This window comes from Methylobacterium aquaticum (genome assembly GCF_001043915.1).
Lineage (GTDB): Bacteria > Pseudomonadota > Alphaproteobacteria > Rhizobiales > Beijerinckiaceae > Methylobacterium > Methylobacterium aquaticum.
This window is the reverse complement of record NZ_LABX01000215.1, coordinates 1-21,368: the sequence shown is the minus strand read 5'-3', so window position 1 is coordinate 21,368 and position 21,368 is coordinate 1. Positions and strand designations below refer to the sequence as shown.

The window sequence follows — 21,368 nt, the reverse complement described above, 5'->3', positions numbered from 1 at the left end:
CCCCCACCCCCTGCACCGCCGCGACGGTGCCGAGCGCCGTCTGGGTGCGGCCGGAGCCCCAGGTCAGGTCGGCCACCACCACCGGCACCGCGACGCCGATCACCCCCGAGGCGACGCCGTCCAGCACCTCCGCCAGGACGAGCCAGTAGGGATCGGCCAGGAAGGCGGAGAGGATCGCGCGGGCCGGCAGCATCGCGCAGGCGACGAGAAGGAGCTGGCGCCGGCCGCGCCGGTCGGCGAGCGAGCCGGCAAAGAGCGCCACCGGGATCATCACGGCCTGCGCGACGATGACGTAGCGGGCGGTCCAGCCGGTGCCGTCCTGGCCTGCCGCCACCAGCTTCTGGCCAAGCAGGCTCAGCATCGAGCCGTTGGCGAGGTTGAACAGGGCGAGCGCCGCGGACAGGATCAGCAGGCGTCGGTCCGAGAGCACCGTCAGGACGGCCGACCGTTCCGGCGTGCCGTCCGGGTCGTCCTCCGTCCAGCCGATGGCGCGGCGGCCGTTATAGGCGTGCCGAGGCGTCGTCAGCGCCGCCGCGATGGCGCAGGCCGAGAGGCCGCCCAGCACCCAGAAGGCGATGCTCGGGCCCATGACCGGCGTGCCGAAACTGATCGCCAGCGCCGCCGCCAGGATGCCGACATGGTTCCACGCCTGGTTGTGGCCCTGCTGCTTCGGGAACGCCTGCTTGCCGACCATGCCCAGCGTCAGCGCCGTCACCGCGGGCACCACCAGGGTGCCGCCGGCGGCCGCGACGAACTGGGCGGCGAGCACGGCCATGAACGAGCGGGCTGGCAGCAGCAGCAGGGTGCCGACGAGGATCCCCGCGCAGGCCACCGCGATCAGCAACCGGGGCCGGCCGAGCCGGTCGACCAGGGCACCGAGCGGCCCGCTCAAGGCGAGGGTGGCGAAGCCCACGATGGTGGTGACGAGGCCGACCTCGCTCGGCCCCCATTGCGCGGCCTGCGCCAGCCAGGTGCCGAGGAAGGGGCCGAGCCCGCCCTGGATGTCGCCGACGGAGGCGTTGATCAGGGCGAGATGGGTCGTGGGGGTCATCAACGCGGAGGCGCTCCGGCTTGCCCGTTCGGGTCTCTCGCCCGTTCGGGCTGTCGTTCGGGTCTCTGGCTGCGCAAACGACCGAACGCGCCTGAACCGGACATGATCGTGCAGGCGGGCGGGGGTCCCTCGGCCGTGGCCTCACGGGCTCGGCACCGCGCAGGCGGCGGCGAGGCGGGCGAGCATCGGGTCGGGGATGCCCATGGCGACGAGCTGGTCGTGGGTGTGGCGGACGTAATCCGGGTTGGCGCCCGAGCGGCCGAGGCCCTGGCGCACCAGACGCATCACCTCGGCCTCCGGCAGGCGGCCGGCATATTGCGGGTGGCGGCGGTCGACGAGGTAGGTCACCGCCGCGATCCGACGCCCGTCGTCGAGGGTGACGCCGAGCACCCGCTCGACATAGACCGCCGTGACCTGCTCGCGCTCGCGCAGATAGGCGAGCGTGCCCGCCGCCTCGGGACCCGCGACCCGGAAGGCCATGCCGCGGCAGGAACCGCCGCGGTCGAGCCCGAGCACCAGGCCCGGCCGCTCCGGCGTGCCGCGATGGACGTGCGAGAGCACACAGAGCGAGCGGTGATAGCCGCGCAGGCGCCCCGGCCCGCTCTCCACGAAAGGAAAGCCCGGCCGCCACATCAGCGAGCCGTAGCCGAACACCCAGAGATCCGACGGCTTGCCCGCCTCCATCGCCCTATGCCTCCCCGTCCCCCCGGCATGCCGCGCGTCCCGCTTGCTCACTTGCCGGGCGCGGCCGGTAGCAGCTACGGGAACCCGGTTCAATCCGGGCGGCCCGCAGGCGGGCCGCCGCATAGCCGGGATCATGCCGATGGAGAGGCCGACACATGGTGGGCCGGCAGGCGGGACGCCGCAGGGCAAGGGGACGGGTGGCGGGCCCGGCCTGCGCCTGGGGCTGTTCGCGCCGTTCGCCCTGCTGGTGCTGCTGGCGCTGGCCTGGAGTGCGGGCTGGTTCTGGCTGCGGGGCAAGGCCGAGGCCGAGATCGACGGGTGGTTGTCCCGCGAGGCACGGGCCGGGCGGCAATGGACCTGCGCCGATCGCGCGCTGACCGGCTTCCCGTTCCGCTTCGAGCTGCGCTGCACCTCGCTGGGCTTTGCCCGCTCCGATGTGCGCTTCACCACCGGCCCGCTGGTGGCGGTGGCGCAGGTCTACCAGCCGCGCCACGTGATCCTGGAGGCGACGGGGCCGTTCCGGGTGCAGCAGGGCGACCTCGACGGCAACGTGACCTGGAGCCAGCTCGAAGCGAGCCTCCACGTCACCGGCGACGGCTTCCAGCGTGCCTCCCTGGTGGCGGACGGGCTGAAGGGCCGCGTCACCGGCGCCGACCCCTCGCCGATCGACTTCACCGTCGGCCATCTCGAGCTTCACGCACGGCCGACACCGGGGCGGTTCGCCACGGACGGTGCGGTCGATCTGAGCGCCCGGGTGCAACGGGCGGGCCTGCCGCTCCTCGATCCGGTGCTCGGCGGCACGGAGCCCGCCGACATCGCCCTCGACGCCACGGTGACCCGGGCCACGGGCTTCCGCACCCGCCCCCTGGCGCAGGAGCTGGAAAGGTGGCGCGAGGCCGGCGGCGCGGTGGAGATCGCCAGCCTCGCCGCCGAGAAGGGCAGCCGGCGCCTGCGGGCGCAAGGGCTGCTGGCCCTCGACGACCAGCATCGCCCGACGGGCCAGTTCGACGTGCGGACCGCCGGCCTGGAGCAGGTGATCGCGCCGCTGATCAGCGAGCAGATCGGCGCGCGGCTCGGCGGGGACGGCGCGGCGCTGATCGGCAACATCGTCGGCCAGTTCCTCGGCGGGCGCCGCAAGGAACCGGCGCCGGGACAGGCGCAGGATGGCCAGGACCGCCCCGGCGAGCCGCCCCTGAAGGTGCTGCCGACCGTCCGCCTCACGGGCGGCCGGGTGATCGTCGGGCCCTTCGCGGTGCCGAACGTGCGGCTTCAGCCGGTGTATTGAGACCAGATCCCCGTCTCGGGCGTCGGGGCGGTTGCCGCCCCGCCCGGGCCGTCGTAGGCCTGTGGGCATGAGCCAGACTGCCCGATTCCAGAGCTTCGAGGATCCCAGCCACCGGGAGGGCGCGGCGCGAATCGCCGCGCTCCGGGCCGCGATGGCGCAACGGGGCTTTTCCGGCTTCGTCGTGCCCCGGGCCGACGAGCACCAGTCGGAATATGTGCCGCCCCATGCCGAGCGGCTGGCCTGGCTCACCGGGTTCACCGGCTCGGCCGGCACGGCGGTGGTGCTCGCCGACAAGGCCGCCCTGGTGGTGGACGGGCGCTACACCCTCCAGGCCGCCGAGCAGGTCGAGACCGCGATCGTCACCCCGGTGCCGCTGGCCGAGACCAGCGTCGAAGCCTGGATCGAGGCCAACCTGCCGGCGGGCGGGGTCCTGGCTTACGATCCCTGGCTGCACACCGCCGACGGGCTCGCCCGGCTGGAGCGCGCCGCCACCGCCGCGGGCGGGCGGGTCGAGGCGACGCCGCTCAACCTTGTCGACCTCGTCTGGATCGACCGTCCGGCGGCCCCGCGCGCGCCGGTGGTGGCCCATCCGGTGAGCCTGGCGGGCGAGACGGCGGAGGTGAAGCTCGATCGCGTCCGCGAGGCCCTCGCCAAGGCACGTGTCGACGCCCTCGTCGTCTCGGACCCTCACAACCTCGCCTGGGCCTTCAACCTGCGCGGCGGCGACGTGGCCCACACCCCCCTGCCGCTCGGCTACGCGGTGATCCCGCGGGAGGGGGCGGCGCGCCTGTTCCTCGACCCCGAGAAGGTCACGGACGAGGCCGCCGCGGCCCTCGATGGCCTCGCCCAACGCGACGAGCCATCCGCGCTGCCGGCCGCCCTCGACGCTCTCGGCGCCGCCGGGGCCCGGGTGCGGGTCGATGCCGCCACCGGCGCCGTGGCGCTCGGCCGGCGGGTCGCGGCGGCGGGCGGCACGCTCGATGTCGGGCCCGACCCGATCACCGCCATGAAGGCGGTGAAGAACGCCGCCGAGATCGCCGGATCCCGTGCCGCGCACCGGCGCGACGGCGCCGCGGTGACGCGCTTCCTCGCCTGGCTCGCCCGCGAGGCTCCCGGCGGCGCGGTCTCGGAGATCGACGCGGTGGTGCGGCTCGAGGCGTTCCGGGCCGAGGACGGTGCCTTGCGGGAGATCGCCTTCCCGACCATCTCGGGCAGCGGGCCGAACGGCGCCATCGTGCATTACCGCGTGACCCGCGGCACCGACCGGCGGGTGCAGCCGGGCGAGCTGTTCCTGATCGATTCGGGGGCGCAATACGGCGACGGCACCACCGACATCACCCGCACCGTCGCGGTCGGCACCCCGACCCCGGAGATGCGCGACCGCTTCACCCGGGTGCTGAAGGGCCACATCGCCATCGCCACGGCGGTGTTTCCCCGCGGCACCACGGGGGCGCAGATCGACGCCTTCGCCCGGCGCCCGCTCTGGGAGGCGGGCCTCGACTTCGACCACGGCACCGGCCACGGCGTCGGCGCCTTCCTGTCGGTGCATGAGGGGCCGCAGCGCATCGCCAAGACCGGCACGGTGGCGCTCCAGCCCGGCATGATCGTCTCGAACGAGCCGGGCTACTACAAGACCCGCGCCTACGGCATCCGGACCGAGAACCTCGTCCTGGTCGAGGAGCGGGCGATCCCGGGCGCCGAGCGCCCGATGCTGGGCTTCGAGACCCTGACGCTCGCCCCCTTCGATCTCGCCCTCGTGGCGCCGGAGCTGCTCACCCCGGACGAGACCGCCTGGCTCGACGCCTACCACGCCCGGGTGCGCGCGGCGCTCGCCGATCTGGTGGATCCGGAGACCCGCGCGTGGCTGGTGGCGGCGACGCGGCCGGTCGCTGACGGAGGGGCGTGACCCAGCCCCCCTGTAGCCATGGCCGGTGCGATCACCCGTCGGCCCCGCCCTTCCGGCCGCGCAACACAGCGTTGCCGCGAACCGGAAGACCGGGTCGGTGTTGACCCGTCGGAAAGAACCGGAGAGGTCGAATGTCGATGCCGTGGACGCGCGCCGTCAGCCTGGCGGGCGCCGCTCTGCTCCTCGCGCCCGTCGGCGCCTCGGCCCAGGGGACCGAGCGACAGCGCATGGCCTGCATGACGGATGCCATGACGCTGTGCGCCGCCGACGTGCCCAACACGCGGCGCATCGAGCGCTGCCTGCGCCGCAACTATGCCAGCGTCAGCCCGGCCTGCCAGGGGGAGCTGGACGCGGCCAGCGCCGCGGCGGCGGACCGGGATGCGAGCGGAGCCGCGCGGCAGGCGCGGTGAATGGTCCTCACCTCCCGACCCCATTCGCTCCCGGCCGCGCCACCCCGGTGGCCCGAACCGGGACTCCGGTCTAAGCTCGGGGCGTGCGGCGCGGCCGGGATCAACCCGTCGGCGACCGCACGGACGGGAGGACGACCATGGGACGGACGGAAACCTGCTCGCGGCGGGTGCTGCTGGCTGGCGTGACGGCGGGTGTGGCAACCGGCTTGGCGGCTCCGATGCTCGGATCGGGCGCGGCCCTGGCGGCGGACGGGACGGAGGCGGTCGCCCGGCAGCTCGAGGCTCTGCGGATTGCGATCGTGGACGGTGACGCGAAGGCGCTCGACGCCCTGACCCACCCGCAGCTCAGCTACGGCCATTCCAGCGGGCGCAAGATCGAGACCAAGACCCAGTTCATCGCCAGCCTCGCCGGCAAGACCAACTACAAGTCGCTGGCCTTCTCGGAGCCGTGGTTCCAGATCGTCGGCGACAATGCCATGGTCCGCCACGTCTGGGATGGCGCCGACATCCTGCCCAGCGGCGAGACCGGCCGCTCCTACATCGCGGTGCTCCAGGTCTGGCTCAAGGAGGGTGGCGACTGGCGCCTCCTCGCCCGCCAGAGCTGCCCGCTCAAGCCCGCCTGAGCCGGGAGCACCCTGGGAACGACGGCCAAGCTCGGGCGTTTTCGCTCGCCGCACCGATGCCCGGTCGCGGCGAGGCGGGAGCGCGAGCGGTGGGGGCCGACCGGCGGGTGAGCACGATCAGGCTGGTCATCGAGGCCGTCCGCCTCGCGAGCAGCCTGGCCGTGAAATAAATCACGCTGTTCTCCGAGGAGGTCGACCGGATCGCCCGGGTCGTCTCGGGCTGGACCCTGTGGGGCGGCGCGATCGTGCTCCTCGCCTGCGTCAGCGGCTTCCTGCTGCTGATGGCCCTGGTGAAGGGGCTCGGTGTGCTCATCGGATCGGAGCCGATCGCCGCGCTGATCGGAGCGGCGCCCTTCGCCCTCGCGGCCATCCTGCTGACGCTCTGGGGCCTGCGAAAGATGGATCTGCGACGGTAGCGAGGCGGGACCACGCGACGCGGCCTCGCTCATGCGCTCGAAGCATGACCGTTGTGCGATGCACGCGATTGCTTTGTGCGGCGCAACATGAGACAACGATCCCGCACCGCAGCGATGGCGTCGCGGCGGTGCAGCCCTCTTTGGGCGTTTCCTCCCTAGACTTCGGGCCGCCTCGCAAGGGCGGCCTTTTTTCTGTGTGGACCGGGTCATAGCCAAGCCGGACCGGGCCTTGCAAGCACAATCGTGCCTTGTCCGCAGACCGCCTGAGCGATTGTTCCAGCCTGCCCTTTCGGCAGATCAGCCCGTCCGCTCCCCGGCAGCCCAGCGGGCCATGGGCAGGCAGAGAGGCCGCTTGGCGGGACCCTGTCCCGTGTCGCCGGCGCCACAGGACCGCCTCATCGGCTCTGGTATCAGGGGCGCTCGATCGCCTCCCACCGAGAGTCCATTCCGCATGATCGTCGTCGAGGACAGCGCCGCTCCGAGCGGCCCCCATCCCGTCCTGGCCGTGACCGGCCTTGCCCGCGAGGCGCGGCTCGCGGCCGGGCCGGGCGTGGCGACGGTGGGGGCAGGAGGCAATCCGGAGCGGCTGCGGGATCTTTTGCGGGGGCGCGCGGCCCCAGGTTGCCGGGCGGTGATGAGCATCGGCATCGCCGGCGGGCTCGATCCGAACCTGGTGCCGGGCGACGTCGTGGTGGCGACGGGGGTCAGCGCCGGGGGCGTCCGGCACCCGGCGCATCCTCAGGTCGTCGCTGCGCTCGCCCGCCGCCTGGTGGACGCGCCGGCGCGGGTGATCGAGGCCGATGTCGTGGGGGTTGAGGCGGCAGTCCTGTCGCCGCACGCCAAGGCGCAGTTGCGCGCCGAGACCGGCGCGGCGGTGGTCGACATGGAATCCCATGTCGCGGCGGCCTTCGCGGAGGCGCATGGCCTGCCGTTCTGCGCCGTCCGGGTGGTGTGCGACCCGGCCGACCGCGCCCTGCCGGCGGCGATCGCCAAGGCCCTCAAGCCGGACGGCGAGCCCGATCTCCTCGCCGTCCTGGCGGCTCTGGCGCGGCGCTCCGCTAGCGTGGGCGGGCTGATTCGCCTCGCCCGCGACTCGTCGGCGGCCTTCGCCTCGTTAGGCCGCTGTCGCGCGCTTCTTGGCGTCGGCCTTGGCGTCCCGGATCTCGGAGAGCTTCTGCGCGACGTTGCGTGAGAACACGAACTCGGCCGGGCGCTGGTTCTCGAGGGAGATCTCGGGAGCCATCTCGCCCTCGGTCTTGATCCCGCGCAGGGCGTAGATCACCGGCTTCCACGGCTTCTTCACCGAGTCGACCACCGAGGACGCCTCGTAGCCGGAATGCACCATGCAGTCGGCGCACTTCTCGTAGTTGCCGGTGCCGTAGGCGTCCCAATCCGTGGTCTCCATCAGCTCCTTGAAGGTCTTGGCGTAACCCTCGCCGAGCAGGTAGCACGGTTTCTGCCAGCCGAAGACCGTCCGGGTCGGGTTGCCCCACGGCGTGCAGTGATAGGTCTGGTTGCCGGCCAGGAAGTCGAGGAACAGGCCCGATTGCTGGAAGGTCCACTTCTCGCGGCCCTTCTCCTTGCCGAGGCGGAACACGCCGCGGAACAGGTCCTTGGTCGCCCGGCGGTTGAGGAAGTGCTGCTGGTCGGGGGCGCGCTCGTAGGCGTAGCCGGGGGAGACGGTGATGCCGTCGATGCCCATCCGGGTCACGCTGTCGAAGAAGTCGGCGATCTTGTCGGCCGAGGAGTTGTTGAAGAAGGTGCAGTTGATCGTGACCCGGAAGCCCATCTCCTTGGCCTTCTGGATCGCCGCCACCGCCTTGTCGTAGACGCCGCGCTGGCACACCGACTGGTCGTGCATCTCCTTGTCGCCATCGAGATGGATCGACCAGGTGAAATACGGGCTCGGCTTGTACTGCGCGATCTTCTTCTCGAGCAGAAGCGCATTGGTGCAGACGATCGCGAACTTCTTCTGGGCGATGATGCCCTCGACGATCTGCGGCAGGTCCTTGTGCAGCAGCGGCTCGCCGCCCGCGATGACCACGACGGGTGCACCGCACTCGCGGACCGATTCGAGAGCCTCGTCGACCGGGAGACGCTTGTTCAGGATCTCGTCCGGATAGTCGATCTTGCCGCATCCCGCGCAGGCGAGATTGCAGCGGAACAACGGCTCCATCATCATGACCAGCGGATAGCGCTTGCGGCCAGTGAGGTGCTGCTTGAGAATGTAGCCGCCGATCTTCGCGACGTACCGGAGAGGAATGCCCAAGACCAAGGCTCCTTGTGTCGTGGTTCGTGTCGGGTGCTGTGCCAAGCGGGCTGATTAGCCCGAAAAGTGGCGAATTTCCAGCAAGCTAGGTTCGAAATGGTCCAAGCTGCGCTCGGAATTGTCTAAGTGTGGCTCAAACTCGACGGGAGCGGAAAGGTCACACCCTCGACAATGCCGGGCAGACTGGAAATCCGCAGTGGGGTGCGACGCTGCAACGCAGCAATCACCTCGGCGATCACCACCTCGGGCGTCGAGGCGCCGGCGGTCAGGCCGAGGGTCCGCACGCCGTCGAGCGCGATTTGCTCCAGGTCCTGCGCCCCCTCGACGAGGTGGCTCGGCCGGCCGGCCTCGGCGGCGATCTCGCGCAGGCGGTTGCAGTTCGAGGAATTGCGCGCGCCCACCACCAGGATCACGTCGGCGATGTCGGCCAGCGCCCGCACGGCGGCCTGCCGGTTCTGGGTCGCGTAGCAGATGTCCCGGGTCTCGGGGCCCACGAGATCGGGAAAGCGCCGCCGCAGGGTCGCGATGATCGCCCGCGTGTCGTCGACGCTGAGCGTGGTCTGGGTGACGTAGGCCAGCGGCGTCCCGGCCGGAAGGTCGAGCCCCTCGGCCTCCGCGACGCTGCCGACGAGATGCACCGTGCCGTCGATCTGCCCGAGCGTGCCCTCGACCTCGGCATGGCCGGCATGCCCCACCAGGATCACCGTGCGGCCCTGCGCGGCGTAGCGCCGGCCTTGCCCATGGACCTTGGCGACCAGCGGACAGGTGGCGTCGACGACCGGGAGCCCGCGGCGCGCGGCCTCCGCCTCGACCGCCCGCGACACGCCATGGGCCGAGAAGATCGTGGTGGCGCCGTCCGGCACCTCGTCCAGGCTCTCGACAAAGCGGGCGCCCTTGGCCTTCAGGTCGGCGACGACGCGACCGTTATGGACGATCTCGTGGCGTACATAAACCGGGCTATCGCCGCGGGCGATCACCCGCTCGACGATGTCGACCGCCCGCACCACCCCGGCGCAGAAGCCCCTCGGCTGGGCCAGCACGAGGTCGAGCCCGCTCTCCCGCTCTCCCGCCACCCGCATCTTCGTCGCGACCCCGATCCGGGCCCCGCTCCTGCCGGGCAAGGCCCTCCCTGCCCGACGTGTAAGGCGGGGGCCGCGGCGACGTAAAGCCGAGCTGGGCCAAAGGATGTGGGCGACGCAGGCAGGGCCGGATCGGGGATCCGTTTCGGCCCAATGCGTTGCATTCGGGCCTGCGGGTCATTACCTAGCGCGACACGGACGCCCCCCCCGGGCGTTGCCGTGGCGCCGACCGACACCGTGACCGTGGGCGCCGCCGCCCCGCGCGCTATACTGGTCACGGCCGGTGCGGGCCTTGCAAGGGAACATCGCCGTCCCGGCAGGCCCGTCGGGCCGATCGTCAGGACTTCACCGGGCCGCCACCTGGCCCGCGAGCTAGAGGCAGGCTTCGCATCGTGATCGAACGGCTCGTGGCGTTTTCCGTACACCGGCGCTGGCTCGTCCTCGTGGCGGCGCTGCTGCTCACCGTCGCGAGCGCCGTCGCGGCGGCGCACCTCTTCCGCATCAACACCGATGTCGAGCGCCTGATCACGCCGGACGTGCCGTGGCGTCAGGACGAGATCCAGTTCGAGAAGATGTTTCCGCAGCGCGGCAACCTGCTCGTCACGGTGATCGATGCGAAGACGCCGGAACAGGCCGAGGAGGCGGCGAACCGCCTGACCCAGGCCCTCTCCGCCAACAAGGACCTGCTGCCGATCGTCTACCGCCCCGATGGCGGGCCGTTTTTCGACAAGAACGGCCTCCTGCTGCTGTCGCAGAAGGAGTTGGACCAGACCACCGAGAAGCTGATCCAGCAGCAAGGCCTGCTCGGGCCGCTCGCCGCCGACCCGTCCCTGCGCGGCATCATGCAGGCCATGGTGATGGGCGCTCAAGGGGTAAAGGCCGGCCAGGCCAAGCCCGAGGATCTCGTCGGCCCGATGGGGCAGATGAAGGAGGTCTTCGACCGCGTGCTGAAGGGCGAGCCGGCGCAGCTCTCGTGGCAGTTGCTGCTCTCCGGCGGCAAGGCGGCGCCGAGCGACCTGCGCCGCTTCGTCATCGCCCAGCCGGTCCTCGATTACGATGCCCTCCAGCCCGGCGAGAAGGCGACCCAGCTGATCCGCGAGACCGCCCGCAGCCTCGGCCTGACCGAGGCCAACGGGGTGCGGGTGCGCCTCACCGGCCAGGTCGCGGTGGCGGACGACGAGTTCGCGACGCTCGCCGACGATGCGGGGCTGAACTACTCGATCACCGGCGGCGCCATCGTGCTGTTCCTGTGGCTGGCGCTCCGCTCCGGCAGCCTGGTCGTCGCGGTGCTCGTCACCACCTTCGCGGGGCTCATCGTCACGGCGGCCCTCGGCCTTGCGATGGTGGGCGAGCTGAACCCGATCTCGGTCGCCTTCGCGGCCCTGTTCGTCGGCCTCGGCATCGATTTCGGCATCCAGTTCGCGGTCCGCTACCGCGCCGATCGCTTCGCCGAGGCGAATCTGGAGCGGGCGATCCGCTCGGCGGCCCGCGGCGTCGGCTGGTCGCTGACGCTCGCGGCGGTGTCGCTCCTTGCCGGCTTCTTCTCGTTCCTGCCGACCGATTTTCGCGGCGTGTCCGAACTCGGCCTGATCGCCGGCGTCGGCATGATCGTCGCCTACCTGTTCTCCCTCACGCTGCTGCCGGCGCTGATCGCCGTGCTGCGGCCGCCGGGCGAGAAGCAGGAGGTCGGCACCGCCAGCATGGCCTCGGTCGACCACTGGATCCTCGCCCACCGCAAGCTGGTCCTGGTGCTCACCGGCCTCGTCACGGTGGCGGGCCTGCCGCTGCTCTATTGGCTGCCCTTCGATTCAAACCCGATGCATCTGCGCAGCGCGAAGGTGGAATCGGTCGCAACCTATCTCGACCTCGCCAAGGACCCGAAGACCAGCCCCAACTCGATCGACGTGGTGGTGCCGAACCGCGACGCCATCACCCCGATGGTCCAGAAGCTGACGGCCCTGCCGAGTGTCGCCAGCGTGATCGACATCAACACCTTCGTGCCCGCCGATCAGGACCAGAAGCTCGCGACCATCGAGGACGCGGCGCAGGTGCTCGGCCCTGTGCTCAACCCGCCCCGCGTCGCCCCCGCGCCGACCGACCGCGAGGTGGTGACGGCGATCCGCAACGCCGTGACGGCGCTCCGCGGGATCGCGCAGGGGTCCAAGGACTCGCAGGGAGCCAAGGACTCGCAGGGAGCGAAGGAGCCGAGCGCCGCCGCCACCGGTCCGCTCGCCACCATCCAGGGCTTCGCCGACACTCTCGAGCGTCTGGCCAATGCCGAGCCGCCGGTGCGGGAGGCCGCCGCCGCCGCGGTGGTGCCGAACCTGAAGGCCCTGCTCACCCGCCTGCGCGGCCTGCTCGCGCCGGAGAAGGTCACGCTCGAGAACCTGCCCAAGCAGATCCGCTCCGACTGGATCGCCGCCGACGGCAAGGCCCGGATCGAGGTGCAGCCGAAGGGCAACTCGAACGACAACACGGTTCTGCGGCGCTTCTCCAAGGAAGTCCTGAGCGTGGCCCCGCACGCCACCGGCGCGCCCGTCGCCACCACCCGGTCGAGCCACACCATCCTCGGCGCCTTCATCGAGGCGGGCCTGTTGGCGCTGCTCTCGATCTTCATCATCCTGTCGGTGGCCCTGCGCCGGCCCTGGGACGTCGCCATGGCACTCGGACCGCTGGTGCTCGCCACCCTGTGGACGCTGGAGGCGCTCTATCTGATCGGCATGCCGCTCAACTTCGCCAACATCATCGCGCTGCCGCTGATGCTGGCCGTCGGCGTCGCCTTCCACATCTACTACGTGATCGCCTGGCGGGCCGGCGTCGCCGACATGCTGGCCTCGAGCCTGACCCGGGCAATCTTCTTCTCGGCGCTCACCACCGGCACCGCCTTCGGCTCGCTGGTGCTGTCGAGCCATCCGGGCACCGCCAGCATGGGCAAGCTCCTCGCCCTGTCGCTGTTCTTCACCCTGCTGGCCGCCTTCTTCATCGTGCCGGCCTTCCTCGGCCCGCCGCCGAAGCAGACGGCGAAGGACGGGGTGCCGGAGAACGCGGCCCGGCGGGATCCGCTGATCCCGGCCTGACGGCCGGGCGACGTGTCGTGCCATCGAGGCCCGCCCTCCACCAAGGGGCGGGCCTTCTCACGTGAGGAGCGCGGGTCTCTCCTCCCCCCGCGAGCTACCGCTCAATCGAAGCCGGCTGCAAGCGCCTCAATTTTGCGATCGTATTTTGAGCGCGCAGTCTCATGTCCGCTCGCGAGAGGGGATCGCGCTCGAAACTATAAACTCACATCCCATGATACCGACGGTCGGATGCGTCAGCATCTTCGCCCGCTGATGTAATTTGTGGTACTTTTCCGACTTCGACCAATCAAGCACCAGCGGTCGTCCTGGTAGCGCGGAGACCTCAGCTTGCCGCGGCGACATGCGACCTCATCCGTCCCAGGCTCCCCGACGAGCGCGCCCCCCGTGACGCAGGAGCCACCCTCGGTTGCTGTCTTGGCCATGCGAAAAGATGGCAGAAAGGACGCGGCGACACGGCCGCCCGGCACCGGTCGTCACCGCCCTTGAAACATCCTTAACCTTAACCCGCGACGGTACCGGTCAGGTTACGGACCGTCCCGATGCTGCCTTCCCGCCTTTCGTCCCTCGTCGCCCCCCTCCAGCGATCGGCTTCCGAGTCCGGTGGCCCGGCACGGGTCTGGGTGGTGCGGCGGCGGACCGTGGTGATCGCCGCCCTGGCTTTCGGGGCCTTGTCCCTGTGGGCGAGCGCCGCGACGTGGTTCATCATCTTCCGCGACGACGCGCTGGCCCGGTTCATGGAGCGCCAGGCCGCGATGCAATACGCCTACGAGGAGCGGGTCAGCGCCCTGCGGGCCCGGCTCGACCGGGTGGCGACGCAGAAGCTCCTGGAGCAGGACGGGGTCGAGACGCGGCTGGCCGATCTCGCCGGGCGGCAGGTGGCGCTGGAGAGCCGGCAGGCGATGCTGATGGGCCTCGCCGAGCAGGCCGGCGGCGTCACGGGAGCGCTGGGTGAGGATGGAATGGGCGTCACCAGCGCCTGGGCGGCGCGGGACTCCAGGACCGTGCCCCCCCGGGCGATGCCCTATGCCCCTCTGCCCTCTTCCCCGGGTCCCGCGCCGGCTCCGACGCCCGAAGCCCTCGGCCTGCGCACGGATGCGGACGCTCTCGCACCAGCCCCCTCCCCCGGCGTGACCCTGCGGATGGCGACGCTGGAACACGCCCTCGACGGACTGGAGGCGCGCCAGAGCCAGGCGGTCGGCCGCCTTGCCGCGGGCAGCCGCAGCGAGGCCGCCCGCCTGCGGATGGTGGTGGCGGAGACCGGGCTGGATGCGCGGCGCTTCGCGGCGCCCCGCGGCGGCGGGATCGGCGGTCCGCTGGTGCCGGCCGGATCGGGCCCGTTCGAAACGGCCATCCTGCAAGCGGAGCGCGACTTCGGCGAGCGCGACAGCCTGAGGAGGATCGTCGCCGCCCTGCCGCTGCGACGACCGATGATGGCCGATGGTGGGCTCTCCAGCACCTTCGGCTACCGGGTCGACCCCTTCACCCGCGGCCTTGCCCTCCATACCGGCATCGACCTGCGCGGCGAGTACGGCGCCCCGGCGCGGGCCACCGCTGCCGGCACGGTGACCCTCGCGGATTATGCGGGCGGCTACGGCAACATGGTCGAGGTCGATCACGGCCACGGCCTCGTGACCCGCTACGCCCATCTCTCGGCGATCACGGTGGTGCCCGGCCAGACCGTCGCGGCGGGCCAGATGGTCGGCCGGGTCGGGTCCACTGGCCGCTCCACCGGCACGCACCTGCATTACGAGACCCGGATCGACGGCGAGCCGGTTGATCCCCAGCGCTTCCTCCGGGCAGGGGCCCGGCTCGCCTCACGCTGATCGGACGGCCCGTGCCCTACTTGCCGACCGCCTCGGTCCGTTGGCCGAGTCCTCCCCGCTGCGGCGCCTCAGACGGGGCCTCGTCGACCCCGGCATCCCGCCGGCTCTCCTGCTCGGCCCGCAACTCGCGCTCGGCGAGGAGCCAGAACTGGATCTCGTAGCCGTCCGGACGGTGGTTGCGCTCCCAGATGTCGTAGGCGCGGGCCCGGATCGCCGCCAGGGGTATCTCACGCATCACCGATGACCTCTTGACCCATGCCGGTCCCCGCTTCCTGCCGGAGGGCCGGTTCTTGAGGCTCCTATACCGTGGGTCGGTATCGCTGTCGCGATGGAACGGCGCGACGGGGCGAGGCACCGTGCCTTGGCGATAACCTATGTTGGTCCGGACGCCTCCGCCCGGCCCCCGTCATCGGATCGACCGCCCCGCCCGCCGTCAGACCAGCCGGCTCTGCTCGATCGCCGCGGCGATGAAGCTCTGGAACAGCGGGTGCGGCTCGAACGGCCGCGACTTCAGCTCGGGGTGGAACTGCACGCCGATGAACCAGGGATGGCCCACCACCTCGACGGTCTCAGGGAGCAGCCCATCCGGCGACAGGCCGGCGAAGCGCAGGCCCTTCGCCTCCAGCCGCTCGCGATAGGCCATGTTGACCTCGTAGCGGTGGCGATGGCGCTCGGCGATGCGCGTGCCGCCGTAGATCTTCGCGATCTGCGAATCGGGCGCCAGCGCCGCCGTGTAGGAGCCGAGCCGCATCGTGCCGCCGAGATCGCCCTCGGCCACCCGGCGCTCGAGTTCGTTGCCGCGCATCCACTCGGTCAGCAGGCCGACCACCGGCTCCGGCGTCGGGCCGAACTCGGTCGAGTTGGCGTCCGGGATCCCGGCGAGGGACCGGGCCGCCTCCACGACGGCCATCTGCATGCCGAAGCAGATGCCGAAATACGGGATCTTGCGCTCGCGGGCGTAGCGGGCGGCGCGGATCTTTCCTTCCGCCCCGCGCTGGCCGAAGCCGCCCGGCACCAGGATGCCGTTGAGCCCCTCCAGGAACGGCGCCGGGTCCTCGCGCTCGAACACCTCGGACTCGATCCACTCCAGGTTGACCCTGACCCGGTTGGCGATGCCGCCGTGGTTCAGTGCCTCGATCAGCGACTTGTAGGCGTCCTTGAGGCCCGTGTACTTGCCCACGATGGCGATCGAGACCTCGCCTTCCGGATTCTTGATCCGGCCGACGATGTCGCGCCAGCGGTCGAGCTTCGGCTCGGGGCCGGTCTCGAAGCCGAAATGCGCCAGCACCTCGCGGTCCAGGCCCTCCTCCTTGTAGGAGAGCGGCACCTCGTAGATCGTGCCGACATCCCGCGCCTCGATCACCGCCGATTCGCGCACGTTGCAGAACTGCGCGAGCTTGCGGCGCTCCTCGCGGGGGATCGCCCGGTCGCAGCGGCAGAGCAGGATGTCGGGCTGGATGCCGATCGAGCGCAGCTCCGCCACCGAGTGCTGGGTCGGCTTGGTCTTCAATTCCCCGGCCGACGGGATGTAGGGCAGGAGCGTCAGGTGGACATAGGCGCAGGTGCCGCGCGGCAGCTCCTGGCCGAGCTGGCGGATCGCCTCGAAGAACGGCAGGCCCTCGATGTCGCCGACGGTGCCGCCGATCTCGACCAGCACGAAGTCGTAGGCGTCGTTGCCGTCGAGGACAAATTCCTTGATGGCGTTGGTGACGTGCGGGATCACCTGGATGGTGGCGCCGAGATAGTCGCCGCGGCGCTCCTTGGTGATGATGTCGAGGTAGATCCGGCCGGTGGTGATGTTGTCGGCCCGGGTCGCCGGCACGCCGGTGAAGCGCTCGTAATGGCCGAGATCGAGATCGGTCTCGGCGCCGTCGTCGGTGACGAAGACCTCGCCGTGCTGCGTCGGGCTCATCGTGCCCGGATCGACGTTGAGGTAGGGGTCCAGCTTGCGCAGGCGGACCTTGTAGCCGCGGGCCTGGAGCAGGGCCGCGAGGGCGGCGGAAGCGAGACCCTTGCCGAGCGAGGAGACCACGCCGCCGGTGATGAAGACATACCGCGTCATGGGACCTGCTCCATACACAGGCGTGGCCGGGTTGCCAAACGCCCTCAGCTCAACGGGGTCATGTCCGGGCGGCGGGGCCGGCCGGATTCACAAAATTGTTCGGACGTGAGGGCGGCGCGGGCGCGCCGCCGGACTCGGAGGCCGTGCGGGCTTCAGCGCGACTGCGGCGCCGTGGGGACGGCCGGCGCGGCGGGAGCCGCCGGGGCGGGCGCGTCGCCCTGCTGCTGGCGCAGCTGGTCGAGGACGTTGCCGGCCGGAGGCGCTCCGGGCTGGCCGGCCGGCGCCTTGGTGCCGGCGCCGTCGAAGATCGAGCGCGGGCCCGCGCTCCGATGCGACATGATCGCCAGGACCATGCTGGTGGCGAAGAACAGGGCCGCCAGGATCGCGGTGGCACGGGTCAGCGCGTTGGCCTGGCCGCGGCCGGTCATGAAACCCTGCGTGCCGCCCCCGCCGCCGAGGCCGAGGCCGCCCTCGGAGCGCTGCAACAGGACCACGCCGATCAGGGCGAGGACGATGATCAGGTGGACGACGATCAGGACGGTCTGCATCGGGCTTCCGGGCCGGCCCTGGTCGGACCGCCAACGTGGCAATGGCCGGCACGCGGATGCGTCCGGACCTCCAATTCCGGGCGCTCCTATACGAGAAGTGCGCCGACGCCAAGGGTGGTGGGCGGAATGGCGGTGTGAAGAGCCCGCCGCCGCGCAAGCCGTGACCCGCCCCCGCGGAACTCGGGCGGGACCGAGTTCCGGTGGAAGGGTTGGCCGTGGCGGGTCAGCCCCTCGCGGGGAATCCCTCCTCGAACCGCACCGCCTCGCCGCGCGACGGCTCGGCCAGCGTGCCGTCCCACATCACCGCCTGCCCGCGCACCACGGTGCCGACCGGCCAGCCGGTGACCTGGCGGCCGTCATGAGGCGTCCAGCCGCATTTGGAGGCGATCCAGGCATTGGTGATGGTCTCGCGGCGCTTCAGGTCCACCACCGTCACGTCGGCGTCATAGCCGACCGCGAGGCGCCCCTTGCGGGCGATGCCGAAGACGCGCTTCGGTCCGGCGCTGGTGAGATCGACGAAGCGTTGCAGCGACAGCCGGCCGGCAGCGACATGGTCGAGCATTACCGGCACCAGGGTCTGCACGCCGGTCATGCCGGAGGGCGAGTCGGGATAGGGCTTCCGCTTCTCCTCCAGCGTATGCGGCGCATGGTCGGAGCCGAGCACGTCGGCCACGCCCTGCGACAGGCCCCACCACAGGCCCTCGCGATGCTCCGCGCTGCGCACCGGCGGGTTCATCTGCACCAGCGTGCCGAGCCGGGCATAGGCGTCGTCGCCGTCGAGCGTCAGGTGATGCGGCGTCAGCTCGCAGGTCGCGACGTCCTTGTGCTGGCTGAGGTAGCGCATCTCCTCCTTGGTGGAGATGTGCAGGATGTGGATGCGGGCGCCGGTTTCGCGGGCGATGCGGACCAGGCGCTCGGTGGCCTTCAGCGCGGCTTCCGGCGAGCGCCAGACCGGATGCGAGGACGGATCGCCCGGCACCCGCAGGTCCTTGCGCTCGCGCAGCATCGCCTCGTCCTCGGCGTGGAAGGCCGAGCGGCGGCGGGTGCGCTTCAGGATCTCGGTGATGCCGGCATCGTCCTCGACGAGGAGCGAGCCCGTGGACGAGCCGATGAACACCTTGATGCCGGCCGCGCCCGGCAGGCGCTCCAGCTCGGCGACATCCTTGGCGTTCTCATGCGTGCCGCCGACCCAGAAGGCGAAGTCGCAATGCATCCGGTGATGCGCGCGGGCCAGCTTGTCCGCGAGCGCCTCCGGATTGGTCGTCTGCGGCACGGTGTTGGGCATCTCGAACACGGTCGTCACGCCGCCCATCACGGCGGCGCGGGACCCGGTCTCCAGATCCTCCTTGTGGTCGAGGCCGGGCTCGCGGAAATGGACCTGACTGTCGATCACGCCCGGCAGGAGGTGGAGGCCGCGGCAATCGAGGATGCGGCCGGCCGATGCCCGCGACAGATCGCCGATGGCCGCGACCCGCCCGGCCGTCACGCCGAGATCGGCCAGACCCTCGCCATCGTGGTTGATCACGGTGCCGCCGCGCAGGAGGAGATCGAAGCTCTGGCTCATCGTCGGGGTTCCCCTCGTCCGCAATCCGCGTTCACCCGGTGCCCCGATTGAGGGCCGGGCGCAGGCGGCTTATGTCAGGCCCGCCCACGGTTCAAGCAAAGGACCCCCGATGCCGCTTGCCCTCCTGCCGGACCGTGCCATCGTGTCGGTCACCGGTGCCGATGCGTCGAGCTTCCTCCAGGGTCTCCTGACCTGCAACGTCGAGACGCTGCCGGAGGGGGAAGCCCGGCTCGGCGCGCTCCTGAGCCCGCAAGGCAAGATCCTGTTCGATTTCCTGGTGAGCCGGGTGCCGGACGGCTACCGCCTCGACACCGCCCGGGAGAAGGCTGCCGATCTCGTCAAGCGCCTGACGCTCTACCGTTTGCGGGCGCAGGTCACGGTCGAGGCGTCGCCCCTCGTCGTTGCCGTGGGCTGGGGCGGCGATGCCCCCGCCGCGGCGCTCCGTGACGGACGCCTCGCCACGCTCGGCTGGCGCATCTATGCCGCGGAGGCCCCGGCGGCGGATGCCGACGCAGCCGCCTATGCGGCCCACCGCATCGGCCTCGGCGTGCCCGAGGGCGGGGCCGACTTCCCCTTCGGCGACGCCTTCCCGCACGAGGCGCTGATGGACCAGATCGGCGGGGTCGATTTCAAGAAGGGCTGCTATGTCGGCCAGGAAGTCGTGTCGCGGATGCAGCATCGCGGCACCGCCCGGACTCGGATCGTGCCGCTGGCCTATCGCGACGGGGCGGCGGCGACTCCCGGCGAGCCGGTCGTTGCCGGCGAGCGGAGCCTCGGCCAGACCGGCAGCGGGGTTGGCGAGCGCGGGCTGGCGATGCTGCGGATCGACCGCCTCGGCGAGGCGCTGGCGGCGGGGGAGCCGGTGCTGGCCGGGGGGCGGACGGTGGAGGTCGAGAAGCCGGGCTTCGCGACCTTTGCGTGGCCGGTGTGAACGACCCCCCCCCGAAGATCTCGCCCGCTTACCTGACATCGCCCGCGTCATCCCGGACCCGCGCAGCGGAGCCCGGGATCCGGACCCGCAGGCGGAAACGAGGTCAGCGGTGCGCGACCTGCCTCACCCTGACCGAGAGGCGTGTTCGGCCGCCCCCTCCCTCGGCCATACCGCCCGCAGCACGAAGACCCGGATCGCCGAGGACAGGTTCTGCTCACCGCGCTCGGCGTCGATGCGCCCGACCAGCGCCTGAACCGAGAGGCCCCGCGCCGCCGCAAGCTGGCGCAACGCCTCCCAGAACGCCGCCTCGAGGGAGACGCTGGTGCGGTGACCGGCGATGACGAGGGAGCGCTTGAGCAGCCCGCCGTCGGGAAGGACGCCCGATGGCGGATCTCGCTCCAGGCTCATGCCTCGCTGTCGGGGGTCTTCAGCCGGTGGCCCTCGTGCCGGGTGGCCTCCAGGGTCTTGCGGGCCTCTTCCCGGGTCTTCGCCGCCTTCGGCCGACCGAACACGACGCGGTTCTCCACCGCCTGGGCCTCCTTGGCGGCCCGCTCGCGGGCCTTGCGGACCTGCTTCAGGTTGATGATCTCGGCCATGACCCGATCCTCCGCGCCCCCACGATCCGGAAAACGCCCCACGCGGCGATAAGCTGCGCGGGGCGGCTGTCAGAGTGGGACTATTCCGCGCTCGGCGCCAGCATGTCCTCGGGCCGCACCACCGCGTCGAATTGCTCCTCGGTGACGTAGCCGAGGCGCAGCGCCTCCTGCTTCAGCGTGGTGCCGTTCTTGTGCGCGGTCTTGGCGATCTCGGCAGCCTTGTCATAGCCGATCGAGGGCGCGAGCGCGGTGACGAGCATCAGCGAGCGGCTCATCAGGTCGGCGATGCGGTCGTGGTTCGGCTTGATGCCGACGACGCAATTGTCGGCGAAGCTCACCGCGGCGTCGGCGAGGAGCCGCACCGATTGCAGTACCGCGTTGGCGATCACCGGCTTGTAGACGTTCAGTTCCAGGTGGCCCTGGCTGCCCGCCATCGAGACCGTCGTGCCGTTGCCGACCACCTGGCAGCACACCATCGTCAGCGCCTCGGCCTGGGTCGGGTTGACCTTGCCGGGCATGATCGAGGAGCCCGGCTCGTTCTCCGGCAGCGAGATCTCGCCGAGGCCCGAGCGCGGGCCCGACCCCATCAGCCGGATGTCGTTGGCGATCTTGAACAGGCCGCTCGCCAGCGCGCTGAGCGCTCCTTGCGTGAAGACCAGGGCGTCGTGGGTCGCCAGCGCCTCGAACTTGTTGTCGGCCGAGGTGAAGGGCAGCCCGGTCAGCTCCGCCACCTTGGCGGCGAACTTTTCGGCAAACTCGGGATGCGCGTTGAGCCCGGTGCCCACCGCCGTGCCGCCCTGCGCCAGGGCCAGCACGCCGGGAAGCGTCGCGCCGACGCGCGCGCCGCCAAGCGCCACCTGGGCAGCGTAGCCGGAGAATTCCTGGCCGAGCGTGACCGGGGTCGCGTCCTGAAGGTGGGTGCGGCCGATCTTGACGATCTCGGCGAACTCACCCGCCTTGGCGTCGAGGGCGCGGTGCAGGTGCTGGAGCGCCGGCATCAGCCGGTCGCTGATCTCGCGGGCCACCGCGATGTGCATCGCGGTC

General features: G+C 71.3%; 20 protein-coding genes. 9 read left to right on the top strand and 11 right to left on the bottom strand.

Translation table 11 applies throughout. From position 1 onward, the window contains the following. Positions 1 to 1,051 (bottom strand): MFS transporter (locus tag VP06_RS25400; RefSeq protein WP_048466593.1); only part of this gene is annotated, 1,051 nt, incomplete at its 3' end. A gap of 141 nt (positions 1,052 to 1,192) precedes the next feature. After that, on the bottom strand, positions 1,193 to 1,735 hold the full coding sequence (locus VP06_RS25395) for a gamma-glutamylcyclotransferase (RefSeq protein ID WP_048466592.1): 543 nt from the start codon (positions 1,733 to 1,735) through the stop codon (positions 1,193 to 1,195). 139 nt (positions 1,736 to 1,874) lie between these two features. Here VP06_RS25395 and VP06_RS25390 point away from each other — a divergent pair, with 139 nt between their 5' ends. The 6 genes from VP06_RS25390 (at position 1,875) to VP06_RS25365 (ending at position 7,567) form a co-directional block, all read left to right on the top strand. After that, entirely contained in the window at positions 1,875 to 3,020 is a 1,146-nt protein-coding gene (locus tag VP06_RS25390) for a DUF2125 domain-containing protein (protein WP_048466591.1), read from the top strand. A 67-nt stretch (positions 3,021 to 3,087) separates the two neighbouring features. Further along, positions 3,088 to 4,926, top strand: coding sequence for an aminopeptidase P family protein (locus tag VP06_RS25385; RefSeq protein ID WP_048466590.1), 1,839 nt, complete (start codon positions 3,088 to 3,090; stop codon positions 4,924 to 4,926). Between the two features lie 137 nt (positions 4,927 to 5,063). Then, positions 5,064 to 5,336: a hypothetical protein gene (locus VP06_RS25380; protein WP_048466594.1), complete on the top strand. Its 273-nt coding sequence runs from the start codon at positions 5,064 to 5,066 to the stop codon at positions 5,334 to 5,336. A gap of 137 nt (positions 5,337 to 5,473) precedes the next feature. Continuing rightward, positions 5,474 to 5,959 carry a nuclear transport factor 2 family protein gene (locus tag VP06_RS25375; RefSeq protein WP_048466589.1) on the top strand — a complete coding sequence of 162 codons (486 nt, stop codon included), beginning with the start codon at positions 5,474 to 5,476 and terminating at the stop codon, positions 5,957 to 5,959. A gap of 245 nt (positions 5,960 to 6,204) precedes the next feature. Beyond that, complete coding sequence (locus VP06_RS38265; RefSeq protein WP_245291306.1) at positions 6,205 to 6,375, top strand: hypothetical protein; 171 nt, start codon at positions 6,205 to 6,207, stop codon at positions 6,373 to 6,375. Between the two features lie 451 nt (positions 6,376 to 6,826). Next, complete coding sequence (locus VP06_RS25365) at positions 6,827 to 7,567, top strand: phosphorylase (protein ID WP_048466588.1); 741 nt, start codon at positions 6,827 to 6,829, stop codon at positions 7,565 to 7,567. On the opposite strand, the gene hpnH is transcribed toward VP06_RS25365, so the two are convergent. Next, positions 7,490 to 8,644, bottom strand: a complete 1,155-nt coding sequence (gene hpnH / locus VP06_RS25360; protein ID WP_048449925.1) for an adenosyl-hopene transferase HpnH — start codon at positions 8,642 to 8,644, stop codon at positions 7,490 to 7,492. The genes VP06_RS25365 and hpnH overlap by 78 nt on opposite strands. Before the next feature lie 122 nt (positions 8,645 to 8,766). After that, the gene (gene ispH, locus VP06_RS25355) at positions 8,767 to 9,723 is read right to left on the bottom strand and encodes a 4-hydroxy-3-methylbut-2-enyl diphosphate reductase (protein WP_048466587.1); all 957 of its coding nucleotides are present in this window, start codon (positions 9,721 to 9,723) and stop codon (positions 8,767 to 8,769) included. Positions 9,724 to 10,115: 392 nt separating this feature from the next. On the opposite strand from ispH, the gene VP06_RS25350 reads away from it, so the two are divergent. Together VP06_RS25350 and VP06_RS38655 are read left to right on the top strand one after the other, a co-directional pair. After that, entirely contained in the window at positions 10,116 to 12,800 is a 2,685-nt protein-coding gene (locus VP06_RS25350; RefSeq protein WP_048466586.1) for an MMPL family transporter, read from the top strand. Positions 12,801 to 13,339: 539 nt separating this feature from the next. Next, the gene (locus tag VP06_RS38655) at positions 13,340 to 14,623 is read left to right on the top strand and encodes a M23 family metallopeptidase (RefSeq protein WP_156295765.1); all 1,284 of its coding nucleotides are present in this window, start codon (positions 13,340 to 13,342) and stop codon (positions 14,621 to 14,623) included. Positions 14,624 to 14,639: 16 nt separating this feature from the next. Here VP06_RS38655 and VP06_RS25340 read toward each other — a convergent pair whose 3' ends face one another. From VP06_RS25340 to VP06_RS25325, 4 genes are all read right to left on the bottom strand, one after another. Continuing rightward, a complete protein-coding gene (locus tag VP06_RS25340; RefSeq protein WP_048466584.1) occupies positions 14,640 to 14,858 on the bottom strand; it encodes a DUF2934 domain-containing protein in 219 nt (72 codons plus the stop codon). A gap of 198 nt (positions 14,859 to 15,056) precedes the next feature. Continuing rightward, the gene (locus VP06_RS25335) at positions 15,057 to 16,685 is read right to left on the bottom strand and encodes a CTP synthase (protein WP_048466583.1); all 1,629 of its coding nucleotides are present in this window, start codon (positions 16,683 to 16,685) and stop codon (positions 15,057 to 15,059) included. A gap of 152 nt (positions 16,686 to 16,837) precedes the next feature. Continuing rightward, a complete protein-coding gene (gene secG / locus VP06_RS25330) occupies positions 16,838 to 17,233 on the bottom strand; it encodes a preprotein translocase subunit SecG (protein WP_048466582.1) in 396 nt (131 codons plus the stop codon). Between the two features lie 223 nt (positions 17,234 to 17,456). Further along, on the bottom strand, positions 17,457 to 18,797 hold the full coding sequence (locus tag VP06_RS25325; protein WP_048466581.1) for a dihydroorotase: 1,341 nt from the start codon (positions 18,795 to 18,797) through the stop codon (positions 17,457 to 17,459). A 109-nt stretch (positions 18,798 to 18,906) separates the two neighbouring features. On the opposite strand from VP06_RS25325, the gene ygfZ reads away from it, so the two are divergent. Further along, a complete protein-coding gene (gene ygfZ / locus VP06_RS25320) occupies positions 18,907 to 19,728 on the top strand; it encodes a CAF17-like 4Fe-4S cluster assembly/insertion protein YgfZ (RefSeq protein WP_048466580.1) in 822 nt (273 codons plus the stop codon). A 123-nt stretch (positions 19,729 to 19,851) separates the two neighbouring features. On the opposite strand, the gene VP06_RS25315 is transcribed toward ygfZ, so the two are convergent. From VP06_RS25315 to VP06_RS25305, 3 genes are all read right to left on the bottom strand, one after another. Then, entirely contained in the window at positions 19,852 to 20,136 is a 285-nt protein-coding gene (locus VP06_RS25315; RefSeq protein ID WP_048466579.1) for a ribbon-helix-helix domain-containing protein, read from the bottom strand. Further along, a complete protein-coding gene (locus tag VP06_RS25310; RefSeq protein ID WP_048466578.1) occupies positions 20,133 to 20,324 on the bottom strand; it encodes a DUF4169 family protein in 192 nt (63 codons plus the stop codon). Before VP06_RS25310 ends, VP06_RS25315 begins: the two co-directional genes overlap by 4 nt. A gap of 80 nt (positions 20,325 to 20,404) precedes the next feature. Then, positions 20,405 to 21,368: class II fumarate hydratase (locus VP06_RS25305; protein WP_048466577.1), on the bottom strand; the 964-nt coding region annotated here is incomplete at its 5' end.